Genomic DNA, 14976 nt, shown 5'->3' on the forward strand with positions numbered 1-14976 from the left:
AGGAAGACACATGTCAGAGCTCACCATCAGCCCCGACGAGATCAAGGGCGCCCTCGCCGACTTCGTCTCGTCCTACGAGGCCCAGGCCTCGACGACGGCCGAGGTCGGCCACGTCATCGACGCCGCCGACGGCATCGCGCACGTCGAGGGCCTGCCCGGCGTCATGGCCAACGAGCTCGTCCGCTTCGCGGACGGCACGCTCGGCCTCGCCCAGAACCTCGACGAGACCGAGATCGGCGTCGTCGTGCTCGGTGAGTTCGGTGGCATCGAGGAGGGCATGGAGGTCACCCGCACGGGCGAGGTCCTCTCCGTCCCCGTCGGCGAGGGCTACCTCGGCCGCGTCGTCGACCCGCTCGGCAACCCGATCGACGGCCTGGGCGACATCGCCTCGAGCGGTCGCCGCGCCCTCGAGCTGCAGGCGCCCGGCGTCATGCAGCGCAAGTCGGTGCACGAGCCGCTCCAGACCGGCATCAAGGCGATCGACGCCATGATCCCCGTCGGCCGCGGCCAGCGCCAGCTGATCATCGGCGACCGCCAGACCGGCAAGACGGCCCTCGCGATCGACACGATCATCAACCAGAAGGCCAACTGGGAGTCGGGCGACGTCAACAAGCAGGTGCGCTGCATCTACGTCGCCGTCGGCCAGAAGGGCTCGACCATCGCCTCCGTGAAGGGCGCGCTCGAGGACGCCGGCGCGATGGAGTACACCACCATCGTCGCCTCGCCCGCCTCCGACCCCGCCGGCTTCAAGTACCTCGCCCCCTACTCGGGCTCGGCCATCGGCCAGCACTGGATGTACGAGGGCAAGCACGTCCTGATCATCTTCGACGACCTGTCGAAGCAGGCCGAGGCCTACCGCGCGGTGTCGCTGCTGCTGCGTCGCCCGCCGGGCCGCGAGGCCTACCCCGGCGACGTCTTCTACCTGCACTCGCGCCTGCTCGAGCGCTGCGCGAAGCTCTCCGACGAGCTCGGCGCCGGCTCGATGACGGGCCTGCCGATCATCGAGACCAAGGCCAACGACGTCTCGGCGTACATCCCGACCAACGTGATCTCGATCACCGACGGCCAGATCTTCCTGCAGTCCGACCTCTTCAACGCCAACCAGCGTCCTGCGGTCGACGTCGGCATCTCGGTCTCGCGAGTCGGGGGCGACGCCCAGGTCAAGTCGATCAAGTCGGTCTCCGGCACGCTCAAGCTCGAGCTCGCCCAGTACCGCTCGCTCGAGGCCTTCGCGATGTTCGCATCCGACCTCGACGCCGCATCGCGCCGTCAGCTGGCGCGCGGCGCCCGCCTCACCGAGCTGCTCAAGCAGCCGCAGTACTCGCCGTACCCGGTGGAGGAGCAGGTCGTCTCGATCTGGGCCGGCACCAACGGCAAGTTCGACGACGTCGAGGTGAGCCAGGTGCTGCAGTTCGAGTCCGAGCTGCTCGAGCACCTGCGCGGCAACAGCGACGTGCTGACCAAGATCCGCGAGAGCAACAAGCTCGAGGACGACGTCAAGGCTCAGCTGGAGCGCGAGGTCGACGAGTTCGCCAAGAACTGGCAGGGCAAGGAGACGACGAGCATCACCGACCCCGGCACCGAGGCGAACAACCCGATGGTCGAGGACGTCAACCAGGAGCAGATCGTCAAGGGCCGTCGCTGACGCGAGCTCGCTGAGGAGGCGGAATGGGAGCCCAGCTCCGGGTCTATACGCAGAAGATCAAGTCTGCGCAGTCGACCAAGAAGATCACGAAGGCGATGGAGCTCATCGCTGCATCGCGCATCCAGAAGGCACTGGTCCGCGTCAAGGCGTCGAACCCGTACGCCCGAGCACTCACGCGCGCGGTGAGCGCGGTCGCCACGTACTCCAACGAGGCGCACCCGCTCACCGTGGAGCGCGATGAGCTCAAGCGGGCGGCGATCGTCATCCTGACGAGCGACCGCGGCCTCGCCGGCGCGTTCAACTCGCAGATCATCCGCGAGGCGGGCGAGCTGCGGGCGAAGCTCGAGGCGGAGGGCAAGGAGGTCGACCACTACCTGGTCGGCAACAAGGCCGTCGGCTACTTCAAGTTCCGCCAGCGGCCCTACGTCAAGGAGTGGACGGGCATCTCGGACGCCCCGACGCCCGAGGTGGCGCAGGAGATCGCCGAGGCCGTGCTCGAGGCCTACGTCTCCGAGCAGGTCGACGAGATCCACGTCGTCTACAACCGCTTCGTCAGCATGATGACGCAGGACCCGACGACCGTGCGGCTGCTGCCGCTCGAGGTCGTGGAGGCCGAGGATGCCAGCACCGCTGAGCACCTGCCGCTCTACGAGTTCGAGCCGGAGCCCGCGCAGGTGCTCGACGCCCTGCTGCCGGTCTACGTCGAGAGCCGCATCTTCAACGCCCTCCTGCAGTCGGCCGCCGCGAAGCAGGCAGCCACGCAGAAGGCGATGAAGTCGGCCTCCGACAACGCCGACAAGCTCATCACCGACTACACCCGCCTGCGCAACAACGCGCGCCAGGCCGAGATCACGACGCAGATCTCCGAGATCGTGGGCGGCGCGGACGCCCTCGCCTCGGCGAAGTAGCCACGAAAGGCAACCACCACCATGACCATCACTGACACCACCGAGACCTCGCAGACGCAGGCCGGCGTCGGTCGCGTCGCTCGCGTGACCGGTCCCGTCGTCGACATCGAGTTCCCGCACGACGCGATCCCCGCCGTCTACAACGCGCTCAAGACGACCGTCGACTTCGGCGACGGCACCGAGCCGCAGGAGATCACGCTCGAGGTCGCGCAACACCTCGGCGACGACCTCGTGCGCGCCATCGCCCTCAAGCCGACCGACGGCCTCGTGCGCGGCCAGGAGGTGCGCGACACCGGCGAGCCGATCATGGTGCCCGTCGGCGACGTCACCAAGGGCAAGGTGTTCAACGTCATCGGCGAGCCGCTCAACCTCGCCGACGGCGAGACGCTCGAGGTGAGCGAGCGCTGGTCGATCCACCGCCAGGCGCCCTCGTTCGACCAGCTCGAGTCGAAGACGCAGCTGTTCGAGACCGGCATCAAGGTCATCGACCTCCTCACCCCCTACGTGCAGGGCGGCAAGATCGGCCTCTTCGGCGGTGCGGGCGTCGGCAAGACCGTCCTCATCCAGGAGATGATCCAGCGCGTCGCGCAGGACCACGGCGGTGTCTCGGTGTTCGCCGGCGTCGGCGAGCGCACGCGTGAGGGCAACGACCTCATCCACGAGATGGAGGAGGCGGGCGTCTTCGACAAGACCGCCCTCGTCTTCGGCCAGATGGACGAGCCCCCGGGCACGCGTCTGCGCGTGGCCCTGTCGGCGCTCACGATGGCGGAGTACTTCCGCGACGTGCAGAAGCAGGACGTGCTGCTCTTCATCGACAACATCTTCCGCTTCACGCAGGCCGGCTCCGAGGTCTCGACGCTGCTGGGCCGCATGCCGAGCGCCGTCGGCTACCAGCCGAACCTCGCCGACGAGATGGGCATCCTGCAGGAGCGCATCACGTCGACCCGCGGTCACTCGATCACGTCGCTGCAGGCCATCTACGTGCCCGCCGACGACTACACCGACCCGGCCCCGGCCACGACGTTCGCGCACCTCGACGCGACGACCGAGCTGAGCCGCGAGATCGCGTCGAAGGGCCTCTACCCGGCCGTCGACCCGCTCACCTCGACCAGCCGCATCCTCGACCCCCGCTACCTCGGCGAGGACCACTACCGCGTCGCGACGACGGTCAAGCAGATCCTCCAGAAGAACAAGGAGCTGCAGGAGATCATCGCGATCCTCGGTGTCGACGAGCTGTCCGAGGAGGACAAGATCGTCGTGAACCGCGCGCGCCGCATCCAGCAGTTCCTCTCGCAGAACACCTACATGGCGAAGAAGTTCACCGGTGTCGAGGGCTCCACGGTGCCGCTCAAGGAGACGATCGAGTCGTTCGACGCGATCGCCAAGGGCGAGTTCGACCACGTGGCCGAGCAGGCGTTCTTCAACGTCGGCGCGATCTCGGACGTCGAGGCCAAGTGGGCGCAGATCCAGAAGGAGAACGGCTGATGGCTCTGACCGTCAGCATCGTGTCGGCGGCCGAAGAGGTCTGGACGGGCGAGGCCACCCAGGTCATCGCGAAGACCGTCGAGGGCGAGATCGGCATCTTGAAGGGCCACGAGCCGGTGCTCGCGGTGCTCGCCGACGAGGGCCAGGTGCGCGTCACCGACGCCTCGGGCACGGTGCACACGGTCGAGGCGGCCGACGGCTTCCTCTCGGTCGACCACGACCGCGTCGAGATCGTCGCGCGGAACGCCAAGCTCGCGTGATCGTCCTCCTGCCGCCCAGCGAGACGAAGGCGGCAGGCGGGACGGGCGCCAGCCTCACGACGGCCGGCCTGGGATATCCCGGGCTGGCCGTCGCCCGTTCCCGGGCACTGGCTGCGCTCGACCGCCTGGTCGCCGCGGGGCAGGACGTCTCGACGCCCGCCAAGGCTCGCGCCGCCGCCGACAACGCGGCCGTCCGCACGTCGCCGACGATGCCCGCCGTCGAGCGCTACACGGGTGTGCTCTACGACGCGCTCGACGCCGGCTCGCTCGCGCCGGCCGCGCGGCGCTGGGTCGACGAGCACGTCGTGATCCAGTCGGCGCTGCTCGGGTTCGTGCGCGCCGGCGACCTCATCCCGGCCTACAAGGTCTCCGAGCACTCGAAGCTGCCGGGCGAGCGGATGCGCGAACTCTGGGCGCACGCGGGCGACGAGCTCTCGGGCTTCGCGCTCGACCTGCGGTCGAAGGCCTACGCGCAGCTCGCGCCGGTCGCGGGCGCCGTGCCCGTCGAGATCGTCTCGCCCGAGGGCAAGGCGCTCAACCACTGGAACAAGGCGGGCAAGGGCGCGTTCGTGCGCGCGCTCGCCGAGTCCGGCGCAGAGGCAGGGTCGGCGGATGCGCTCGTCGCGTGGGCCGCGGAGGCCTCGGTGCCCCTCACGCGCACCGACGCCGGCCTGCGGCTCGTCGTGCAGGACCCGCGACTGGCGGCCGCCACTCGCTGACCCCGGCCCTCTCGTCGGTCGAGGAGCGCCCGGCCGGAGGCCGGACGCGTCACGAGACCCCGGCCGGAGGCCGGACGCGTCACGAGACCCCGGCCGCAGGCCGGACCCGTCCCCTCCGAGACCCAGCCGCCACCCACGCATCCGCCCCTACCATCGGAGGATGCCGAAGCCTCAGCCCGACCCCATCGCGGCAGCGGCCGCCGACTACGGCTGGGAGCAGCTGCGGGAGGGCCAGCGCGAGGCGGTCGAGCTCGTGCTCGCCGGCCACGACGTGCTCGCGGTCATGCCGACCGGCTACGGCAAGTCGGCGATCTACCAGCTCGCGGGCCGGCTCACCGATCGGGCGACGATCGTCGTCTCGCCCCTCATCGCGCTGCAGCGCGACCAGGTCGAGCAGCTCGACGAGCTCGGCGCCGACGGCGCCGTCGCGGTCAACTCCTCGCAGCGCGTCGCCGAGAACCGCGAGGCGTGGGAGGAGCTCGAGGCAGGCGACGCGGAGTTCGTCTTCCTCGCGCCCGAGCAGCTCGCGCGAGACGACGTCATCGAGCGGCTGCGAGCGCTGCGTCCCTCGCTCGTCGTGGTCGACGAGGCGCACTGCGTCTCGGCGTGGGGCCACGACTTCCGCCCCGACTACCTGCGGCTCGGCCACGTGATCGAGGCGCTCGGGCACCCGACGACGATCGCGCTCACCGCGACCGCCGCGCCGCCCGTGCGCGACGAGATCGTCGAGCGGCTGCGGATGCGCGACGCGCGGCAGGTCGTGCGCGGGTTCGACCGGCCCAACATCTTCCTCGAGGCGCACCGCGAGCACGACGACGACGATCGCCGCCGCGCGATCGTCGCGCGGGCCGCCGCCGAGGCGAAGCCCGGCCTCGTCTACGTCGCGACGCGCAAGGAGGCCGAGCGCGTCGCCGAGGCGCTGCGCGAGGCCGGCATGGCGGCCGAGGTCTACCACGCCGGCATGGCGCGAGCCGAGCGCGAGCGGGTGCACGAGGCGTTCACGGATGGGTCGGCCGAGGTCGTGGCGGCGACCTCGGCGTTCGGGATGGGCATCGACAAGGCCGACGTGCGGTTCGTGCTGCACGCGGCACCGCCCGACTCGCCCGACTCGTACTACCAGGAGATCGGCCGCGCCGGCCGGGACGGAGAGCCCGCGCTCGCCGCGCTCTACTTCCGCCAGGAGGACTTCGGCCTCCACCGCTTCCGCACGGCGGCACGGCCGACACCGAGATGCTCACCAAGGTCGCCGAGCGCGTGCGGCGCGCGAAGCAGCCGGTGCCGCCGCAGCGGCTGCGCACGCGCCTGGACGTCGGGGCGACCCGGCTCACGGCCGCCGTCAACCTGCTCGAGCAGGCCGGCGCGATCGAGACGACGGACGAGGGCGAGCTCGTCTGGCGAGAGGGGACCGTCGCGCCAGCGGTGGAGGAGGCCGCGCGGCTCGCCGAGGCGCGTCGCCGCGTCGACCGCTCGCGGGGCGACATGATGCGCGGCTACGCCGAGACCTCGGGCTGCCGCCGCCGCTTCCTGCTCGGCTACTTCGGCGAGGAGCTGCCCGAGCTGTGCGGTGCGTGCGACACGTGCCGCAGCGGCGCGGCCGCGCGCGCCCTCGAGGAGCGCGAGGAGAGCGACCGCGTGGAGGGCGACTGGCCGGTGGGCGCCGAGGTGCGCCACGAGGCCTGGGGCGACGGGAGCGTCGTCAGCGACGACGGCGACCGCATCACGGTGCTCTTCGACGAGGCCGGCTATCGCACGCTCTCGCTCGAGGCCGTCGCCGAGACGGGCGTGCTCACGCGCCGCTGACCCGGGGGAGCGGCAGCCCCGGGCCGCGGCACCGTGCCGCACCGCGAGGCGCGCCGACGCATCCGCGCGCCTAGCATCGAGCCATGACGAACCGGCCCGAGACGCTCGAGCGGATCCGCGCGGCGTTCGAGCCGCTGCCGATCCGGCTGCAGCCGATGTTCGGGGAGCAGGCGATCTACTGCGACGACCGCATCTTCGGGTTCGTCTGCGACGACACGCTGCTGCTCAAGCTCGTGCCCGAGGCGCAGGAGCTCACCGCGCACCTGGCTCGCGGCGAGGCGTACCCCGGGTCGAAGCCGTACGGCATCGTGGACGACGACGCGATGGACGACGTCGACTGGCTGCACGAGGTGGCGCAGACGATCGCGGCGACGCAGCCGCACAAGCCCAAGCGCCCGCCCCGGGCGAGGTGACAGCCGCGCGTCGATAGCCTGGACGGCATGACGCGCACGCTCGGAACCAGCTCGATCGAGGTCTCGCCCATCGGCCTCGGATGCAACAACTTCGGCCGCAAGGGCACCCGCACCGAGGACCAGGCGGGCACGGACGCCGTCATCCACGCCGCGATCGACCACGGCATCACGCTGTTCGACACCGCCGACATCTACGGCAACCCCGCCACGACCTCGGAGACGCTCATGGGCGTCGCGCTCGCGAAGGCGGGCAGCGCCGCGCGCGACAAGGTCGTGCTCGCGACGAAGTGGGGCCACCAGGATCTGCTGATCGAGGGCACCGAGGCGTGGGGCGCGAAGGGCGCGCGCCCCTACATCCGCAAGGCCGTCGAGGCGTCGCTGCGCCGCCTGCAGACCGACCGCATCGACCTCTACCAGCTGCACACGCCCGACCCGGCCACGCCGATCGAGGAGACGGTGCGGGCGCTCGACGAGCTCGTCGCCGAGGGCAAGATCCGCGCCTACGGCCACTCGAACTTCAGCGCCGAGCAGATCGCCGCCGCCGCCGAGGTCGAGACCCCGAACGGCTTCGTCTCGGCGCAGGACGAGTACTCGCTCGTCGCCCGCGGGGTCGAGCGCGAGGTGCTGCCGGCGGTGCTCGAGGTCGGCATCGGCTTCCTGCCCTACTTCCCGCTCGCGAACGGCCTGCTCTCGGGCAAGTACTCGGGCGGCAGCGGCCCGGCCGACGCACGCCTCACGAAGCTCAAGCCGCAGCTGCTCGAGCAGGCCGACTGGACGCGCATCGCCGAGTACGAGCGGATCGCGACCGACGCCGGCCGCACGATGCTCGAGGCGACCTTCCAGTGGCTGCTCGCGCAGCCGGCGGTGACGAGCGTCATCGCGGGCGCGACGCGTCCCGAGCAGGTCGCGCAGAACGCTGCGGCCGGCGAGGGCACCCTCGACGCCGCGACGGTCGAGGAGATCTCGGGGCTGTTCGCCTGATCTCGTGACGCGGGCGCCTGCGGCGCGCGCTCCTCGATCAGCGGGGGTGACGCGTGCGCCTGCGGCGCGCGCTCCTCGATCGACGGGGTGACGCGTGCGCCTGCGGCGCGCGCTCCTCGATCGACGGGGCGGCTGCTGACGTCAGCGCAGCGCTGCGTAGCCCTGCTCGCCGCGCGCGTTCGAGGCCGCGCGGATCGTGGGTCCATCCCCGGGCAGGCCCGGCTCGTGGGAGGCGAACGAGAGGCGTCCGAGCGACCAGGGACCCGCATCCGTCACCCGGTGGCCGCGGCGGCGCAGCTCGGCGATCGTCGATTCCCCGAGCCGCGACTCGACGTGCAGGCCGCCGGGCTCCCACACGCGCGGGTCGAACGACGACACGAGGTGCGTGATGTGCCACGAGGGCGCGTCGATCGCGGCCTGCGGCGTGCGCCCGAGCACCCGCATCGCGAGCAGCATGGTCAGCTGCCACTGGTCCTGCTGGTCGCCGCCGGGCGTGCCGAGCGCGGCGGCCGCGCCGTCGTCGTCGACGAGCATCGTCGGCGAGAGCGTCGTGCGGGGGCGGATGCGCGGGGCGAGGCTCGTGGTGAGGTCCGGTTCGAGCCACAGCATCTGGGCGCGCGTGCCGAGGCAGAAGCCGAGCTCGGCGATCGCGGGGCTCGACTGCAGCCAGCCGCCCGATGGGGTCGCCGAGATGACGAGGCCGTCGCGGTCGACGACGTCGATGTGGCACGTGTCGCCGCGGGTCGGCTCGCCCGTGCCGGCGGCGGATGCGGTGGCCGTGCCGGTGCCGACCGGCCCGACCCCCGGGCCCTCGGCGAGCGCGTCGACGGCGCCCACGCGCGGCAGGCGCGGCTCGCCGCGGAGCGCGCCCGGCCGCAGCTCGAGCGACGCCGACTCGCCGATCAGGGCGCGCCGCTCGGCGAGGTAGCCGGGCTCGAGCAGGCGGGTGAGGTCGGCGCCGTCGCCGAACCAGGCGTCGCGGTCGGCGAAGGCGAGCTTGGCCGCCTCGACGGCCGCGTGCACGAGGTCGGCGTCGAACGCGTCGGCGCGCTCCGGCAGCAGCGGCTCGAGCATGCCGAGCTGGGCCAGCAGCGCGGGCCCCTGCGTCCACGCCCCCGCCTTGTGCACGGTCGTGCCGCGCCAGGGGAGCGACATCGTCTCCTCCCAGTTCGGGCGCCACCCGGCGAGGTCGTCGCCCGTCAGCAGCCCCGCGTGCGCGTCGCCCGAGGAGTCCATGACGGGCTGGCGCGCGTGCCGGTCGATCGCCTCGGCGACGAAGCCCTCGCTCCACGCAGCGATCGCGGCATCGCACGCGGCGTCGCGCCCGAGGCCGCGGCCGGCATCGGCGAGGCGGCGGTAGGTCTCGGCGAGCGCCGGGTTGCGGATCGTCGCCCACGCCTCGGGCTCCGGGTCGGCCCAGAGCGCCGCCGACGCGGCCCAGTGCTCGCGGAAGAAGGCCGCCCGACCGGCGATCGTGCGCGCGACCCGCGGCAGCACGCGATGCCCGCGGTCGGCGAGCTCGATCGCGAACTCGAGCACGTCGGCCGGCGCCCAGGTGCCGTGGTCGCGCAGCAGCGTGAGCCACGCGGGCACGGCGCCGGGCACCACCGCCGCGAGCAGGCCGGTGCCCGGGATGTGCTCGACGCCCTCGGCGCGCATCCGCTCGATCGTGGCCGCCGCGGGGGTCACGCCCTGGCCGCTCAGCACGCGCGGCGCCTGGCCGGGCACCCGGACGATGAGGGGGAGATCGCCGCCGGGACCGTTGAGGTGGGGCTCGACGACGTGCAGCACGAAGCCCGCCGCGACCGCCGCATCCGCCGCGTTGCCGCCGCGCTCGAGCACGGCCATGCCGCTCGAGGAGGCGAGCCAGTGCGTCGAGGCGACCGCGCCGAAGGAACCGGTGAGCTCGGGGCGTGTGCGCATCATGCGGCCACGGTACCGGCGCAGCCTGCGCCCGCTCAGCGCCGGGCGAGCACCTGCTGGGCCGACCGGGCCGGGTCGAGGTCGAGCCGGCGCAGCAGCTGCGCGTTGAGCGCGACGACGACCGTCGACGCCGACATCAGCAGCGCCCCGACCGACATCGGCAGCACGAAGCCCACCGGCGCGAGCACGCCGGCCGCGAGCGGCACGGACAGCAGGTTGTAGCCCGCCGCCCACCACAGGTTCTGCACCATCTTGCGCGCGCTCTCGCGCGAGAGCTCGACGACCGAGAGCACGCTCCGCGGGTCGGAGCTCGCGAGGATCACGTCGGCCGACGCGATCGCGACGTCGGTGCCCGCGCCGATCGCGAGGCCGACGTCGGCGCGCGCGAGGGCGGGCGCGTCGTTGACGCCGTCGCCGACGAACGCGACGCGCCGGCCCTCCTCCTGCAGCCGCGCGACCTCGCGCTCCTTGTGCTCGGGGCGCACGTTCGCGGCGACCCGGTCGATGCCGAGCTCGCGCGCGACCGACTGCGCGACCGCCTCGGCGTCGCCCGTGACCATCGCGACCTCGACGCCGAGCGCGTGCAGCGCATCCACCGCCTCCCGCGACTCGGGGCGGATGCCGTCGGCGAGCCGCAGGGCGCCGGCGAGCGCGCCGTCGACGACGACGTGCAGCACGATCGCCCCCTCCGCGCGCCACTCGTCGAGCCCCGGCAGCCCCTCGAGCCCCTCCTCCTCGAGCATGTGGGGGCCGCCGACGCGCACGCCCGCCCCTTCGACGCGCGCGGTCACGCCGACCGCAGGGGAGGAGGCGAAGTCGGATGCGTCGGGCACGCCGAGGCGCGCGTCGTCGGCCGCGCGCACGATCGCGCGCGCGAGCGGGTGCTCGCTCGGCGCCTCGGCGGCGGCCGCGAGCGCGAGCAGCCGGTCGGCGTCGCCCGCGACGGGTCCGCGCTCGGCGGGCCGGGCCTCGAGGACGACGGGCTCGCCCGCGGTGAGGGTGCCGGTCTTGTCGAACAGCACGACGTCGACCTGCCGCATCGTCTCGAGCGCGAGGCGGTCGGCGATGAGCACGCCGCCGCGCGCCGCCCGCTCGGTCGCGATCGACACGACGAGGGGGATCGCGAGGCCGAGCGCGTGCGGGCACGCGATGACGAGCACGGTGACGGCGCGCACGACCGCGTCGTCGGGCATCCCGACGAGCGTCCACGCGGCCGCGGTGATCGCAGCGGCGACGAGCGCGAACCAGAAGAGCCAGCCGGCCGCGCGGTCGGCGAGGCGCTGGGCCTTCGACGTCGAGGCCTGCGCGTCGGCGACGAGGCGGCGGATGCCGGCGAGCGCGGTCTCGTCGCCCACGGCGTCGACGCGCACGCGCAGCCCCGAGTCGGTCGCGACGGTGCCGGCGACGACGCGGTCGCCGACGCCGCGCGCGACGGGCCGCGACTCGCCCGTGATCATCGACTCGTCGAGGCTCGCGGCCCCGTCGACCACGACCCCGTCGGCGGGCACGCGGGAGCCGGGGCGGACGACGACGAGGTCGTCGACGCGCAAGGCATCGGGCGCGACTCGCTCGGTGCCGCCGTCGACGACCCGCTCGGCCTCGTCGGGCAGCAGCGCCGCGAGCGAGTCGAGCGCCGACGAGGTCTGCGCGAGCGATCGCATCTCGATCCAGTGCCCGAGGAGCATGATGACGATGAGGAGCGCGAGCTCCCACCAGAAGTCGAGGTGGTGGTCGGCGAACCCGAGCGTCGACGCCCACGACGCGATGAACGCGACCGTGATGGCGAGCCCGATGAGCAGCATCATGCCGGGCTTGCGGGCGCGCAGCTCGTCGACTGCGCCGGTGAGGAACGGCCGGCCGCCGACCGCGTACATGACGGTGCCGAGCACGGGCGAGACCCACGCGAGTCCCGGCCACTGGGGCAGCGCGTAGCCGACGATCGACGCGAACATCCCGCTCAGCAGCACGGTGGGCACGGCGAGCGCGAGCATCCACCAGAACATGCGCCGGTAGACCGCGACGTGGTCCCCGTGGCCCGCGTGCCCGGCGTGCCCGGCGTGCCCGGCGTGGTCCGCGTGCGCGTTGTGGCCTGCGTGCTCGGCGTGGCCCGAGGGCGCGTCGTGCGCGACGTGGCCGGCGTGGCTCGCGTGCGCGTCGGGGTCGGCATGGCCCGCGTGCCCGGCGTGGCCGGTATGGCCCGCGTGGCCCGCGTGGTGCGTGTGCGCGGCGTGCGCTGCGTGGCCGGGGGGAGCCGTCGTGTCGCGCTCGGCGGTCGGGGACGCCTCGGCGACGTGCGCCCGATCGCCGCCGTCGGCCCGTCGGTCGTGCTCGTGCTCGTGGTCGTGCTCGGGGTGGCTCATGCCGCGAGCGTATACCCCTGGGGGGTATCCGGCAAGCCGTTCTCCACATCGCGGCCGGCGCTCGACGCGGGCGACGCCTCCGCTGCCGCACCCTGCGCCCATGGAGACCGTGAAGATCCGCACACCGCAATCGCTGCTCCGGCTGCTGCCGCGCCTCGTCGGCCAGGTCGACGCCCCCGCGCTCGTCGCGCTGCCCTTCTCCGGCGGCCGCTCGGGCATGCCCATGGTGCTCGATCTGCCCGCCCTGGGCAGCGGGCGCGACGACGCGAGCGACGACCCGGGGGAGGAGGCGCTCCTCGACGCCGTCGTGCGCGCGATCGCGTCCGGCGGTCTCGGCGCCGACGCCGTCGTGCTCATCGCCTGCCTCGGCGCGCCGCTCGGCGGCCGAGCGCTGCCGCTGCAGCGCGAGCTGCTCGGCATCGCCGAGCGGCTCGACGCGCGCGGGGTCCGCGCCCTCGAGGTGCTCGCGCTCGCGCCCGATGCGTGGGGCGACTACGCGCGACCCGACGCGCCGCGCGGACCGCTCGCCGAGCTCGACCTCCTCGACGACCCCGCGCCCGGCGTCCCGGAGCCCGCGGCCGCCCCGGGCGTCCCGAGCGGCGACGGCGGCACCGCGGCGCGCGCCGTGCTCACGTGGCTCGCCTCCCTCGAACAGCACGACCTGGACGCCGTCGACGCCGACCCGGTCGGCGCGCTCGAGTTCGCCGTCTCGCTCGCCCACCGCCTCGGCGACGGCCCGAGCGGTCTCGGCGTCGACCCGGCGCGGGCGGCGGCGCTCGCGATCCTACTCGTCGAGAGCCCCGCCATCCGCGACCTCGCGATCGAGCTCGCGATCGACGGCGTCGACGCGGGGGTCGCGACGCTCGCCGCCGGCGCCTCGGGAGACGCGCAGGCAGGCGCGGCGGCTGCCGATCGGTTCCTCGGCACCGGCCCCGCGCCCGACCCCGATCGGCTGCTCGATCGGCTGCGCCGCTGGACCGCGATCGCCGAGGCGGCCCCGCTCGAGGCGCGTGCGCCGCTGCTCGTCATCGTCGGCTTCCTGCACTTCTTCGTCGGGCGAGGCCGCACGGCCGCCCGCTGCGCCGAGCTCGCGATGGCGCTCGACCCGCTGCTGACGATGGCGCCGCTGCTGCGCGACGTGGTCGACGCGAAGGGCGCACCCGACTGGGTGCTGCGCTCAGGAGACGCCTAGGCGGGCGAGGAGCGCGCCGATAGCGTCGCCGCATGACGAGCGAGCACCGGCACGACGAGCACCGGCACGACGAGCACTGGCACGACGAGCACCGGCACGACGTCCTGATCATCGGCGGCGGCAACGGCGGCATCTCCGCAGCAGCGCATCTGCAGCGCCGCGGCTGCCGCGACGTGGGCCTCATCGATCCCGTCGACGAGCACGTCTACAAGCCGCTCCAGCACTACGTCGGCACGGGCATCGCGCGCGACGACGAGCTCTCGCGGCCGCAGGCCGACGTCATGCCCGAGGGCGTGCGCTGGTACCGCACGCGCGCCGTCGCGGTCGACCCGGAGGCGCGCGCCGTGCGGTGCGCCGACGGCACGGTCGTGCGCGGCGGCGACGTCGTGCTCGCGCCGGGCATGCGCATCGACTGGGATCGGTTGCCGGGCGCCGCCGCCGCGCTCGAGACCGGCGCCGCGGTCACGACGTTCGAGGCCGGCGTCCTCGAGCGCACGCGCGAGCGGCTCACCGCGTTCGGCGGCGGGCGCGCGATCTTCCAGGTCCACGCGCAGCCCGCCTCGGGGCTCGAGACGGCCTTCAAGCCGCTGCTGATCGCGACCGACCTGTGGCGCTCGACGGGTGTGCTCGAGCGCTCCGACGTCGTGCTCGTCCACGAGGCGGCGCGGCTGCATCGCGTCGACGCGATCGAGCGCGAGCTCCGGCGGCAGCTCGACCGGAGGGGCATCGAGGTGCGGCTCGGCACGCGCGTCGTCGCCGTCGACGGCGACCGGATCGAGATCGAGGGCCCCGCGGGCGCGACCGTCGAGCGCGCCGACCTCATCCACCTGCACCCGCCCTATGCCGCGGCGGCCGTGGTCGCCGACTCCGGTCTCGACGCGCCGTCGACCGGCGGCTTCGCCGACGTCGACCCCGAGACCCTCCGCCACCGCACGCATCCGCGCATCTGGGGCATCGGCGACGCGGCTGCGCTCGGCGACGCGCGCACGGGCGGAGCGCTGCGCCATCAGGTGCGCGTCCTCGTGCGCAACATCCGCCGCGCCCGGGCCGGGCAGCCGCTCGAGCGCTACGACGGCTACACGGTCGCGCCGATCGCGACCGCGCGCCGCAGCCTGTCGTTCGGCGAGTACGACCGGAGCCTGCGCGTGCGGCGCTCGCTGCCCGTGCCCGACGAGATCCGCTCGCGCCTGGTGTGGCACCTGCTCGACCGCTACGCGCTGCCGCAGGTGTACTGGCACCGCATCCTGCGGGGCCGGATCTGAGCCGCGAGCGTGCGCCTGTGCATGCCGT

The 14976-nt window shown here is 73.6% G+C and carries 13 protein-coding genes; 11 read left to right on the forward strand and 2 right to left on the reverse strand.

Features of this window, described 5'->3' with window-relative positions:
- The first annotated feature begins 10 nt into the window (after nucleotides 1–10).
- The 9 genes from atpA (at nucleotide 11) to BLT67_RS11600 (ending at nucleotide 8211) form a co-directional block, all read left to right on the forward strand.
- Complete coding sequence (atpA, locus tag BLT67_RS11565) at nucleotides 11–1645, forward strand: F0F1 ATP synthase subunit alpha (protein WP_092667156.1); 1635 nt, start codon at nucleotides 11–13, stop codon at nucleotides 1643–1645.
- A 23-nt stretch (nucleotides 1646–1668) separates the two neighbouring features.
- Entirely contained in the window at nucleotides 1669–2553 is an 885-nt protein-coding gene (locus BLT67_RS11570) for a F0F1 ATP synthase subunit gamma (protein ID WP_092667157.1), read from the forward strand.
- Between the two features lie 21 nt (nucleotides 2554–2574).
- Nucleotides 2575–4038 (forward strand): F0F1 ATP synthase subunit beta, encoded by a 1464-nt coding sequence (gene atpD / locus BLT67_RS11575; RefSeq protein WP_172802018.1) that lies wholly within the window; start codon nucleotides 2575–2577, stop codon nucleotides 4036–4038.
- Complete coding sequence (locus BLT67_RS11580; RefSeq protein WP_092667158.1) at nucleotides 4038–4298, forward strand: F0F1 ATP synthase subunit epsilon; 261 nt, start codon at nucleotides 4038–4040, stop codon at nucleotides 4296–4298. The genes atpD and BLT67_RS11580 overlap by 1 nt, the downstream gene beginning before the upstream one ends.
- Nucleotides 4295–5017, forward strand: a complete 723-nt coding sequence (locus BLT67_RS11585; RefSeq protein ID WP_092667159.1) for a YaaA family protein — start codon at nucleotides 4295–4297, stop codon at nucleotides 5015–5017. The genes BLT67_RS11580 and BLT67_RS11585 overlap by 4 nt, the downstream gene beginning before the upstream one ends.
- A 160-nt stretch (nucleotides 5018–5177) precedes the next feature.
- Complete coding sequence (locus BLT67_RS11590; protein WP_331712132.1) at nucleotides 5178–6500, forward strand: RecQ family ATP-dependent DNA helicase; 1323 nt, start codon at nucleotides 5178–5180, stop codon at nucleotides 6498–6500.
- A complete protein-coding gene (locus tag BLT67_RS13845; protein WP_331712133.1) occupies nucleotides 6497–6817 on the forward strand; it encodes a DUF3553 domain-containing protein in 321 nt (106 codons plus the stop codon). Before BLT67_RS11590 ends, BLT67_RS13845 begins: the two co-directional genes overlap by 4 nt.
- Nucleotides 6818–6900: 83 nt before the next feature.
- Complete coding sequence (locus tag BLT67_RS11595) at nucleotides 6901–7230, forward strand: TfoX/Sxy family protein (RefSeq protein WP_092667160.1); 330 nt, start codon at nucleotides 6901–6903, stop codon at nucleotides 7228–7230.
- A gap of 27 nt (nucleotides 7231–7257) precedes the next feature.
- Nucleotides 7258–8211: an aldo/keto reductase gene (locus tag BLT67_RS11600; protein WP_092667161.1), complete on the forward strand. Its 954-nt coding sequence runs from the start codon at nucleotides 7258–7260 to the stop codon at nucleotides 8209–8211.
- Between the two features lie 141 nt (nucleotides 8212–8352).
- Here BLT67_RS11600 and BLT67_RS11605 read toward each other — a convergent pair whose 3' ends face one another.
- The gene (locus BLT67_RS11605; RefSeq protein ID WP_092667162.1) at nucleotides 8353–10137 is read right to left on the reverse strand and encodes a gamma-glutamyltransferase family protein; all 1785 of its coding nucleotides are present in this window, start codon (nucleotides 10135–10137) and stop codon (nucleotides 8353–8355) included.
- A 32-nt stretch (nucleotides 10138–10169) separates the two neighbouring features.
- Entirely contained in the window at nucleotides 10170–12494 is a 2325-nt protein-coding gene (locus BLT67_RS11610) for a heavy metal translocating P-type ATPase (RefSeq protein ID WP_092667163.1), read from the reverse strand.
- 100 nt (nucleotides 12495–12594) lie between these two features.
- Here BLT67_RS11610 and BLT67_RS11615 point away from each other — a divergent pair, with 100 nt between their 5' ends.
- On the forward strand, nucleotides 12595–13686 hold the full coding sequence (locus BLT67_RS11615; protein ID WP_092667164.1) for a hypothetical protein: 1092 nt from the start codon (nucleotides 12595–12597) through the stop codon (nucleotides 13684–13686).
- 32 nt (nucleotides 13687–13718) lie between these two features.
- Nucleotides 13719–14948 carry an NAD(P)/FAD-dependent oxidoreductase gene (locus BLT67_RS11620; RefSeq protein ID WP_092667165.1) on the forward strand — a complete coding sequence of 410 codons (1230 nt, stop codon included), beginning with the start codon at nucleotides 13719–13721 and terminating at the stop codon, nucleotides 14946–14948.
- Nucleotides 14949–14976 lie beyond the last annotated feature (28 nt).

The organism is Agrococcus carbonis, from assembly GCF_900104705.1.
GTDB lineage: Bacteria > Actinomycetota > Actinomycetes > Actinomycetales > Microbacteriaceae > Agrococcus > Agrococcus carbonis.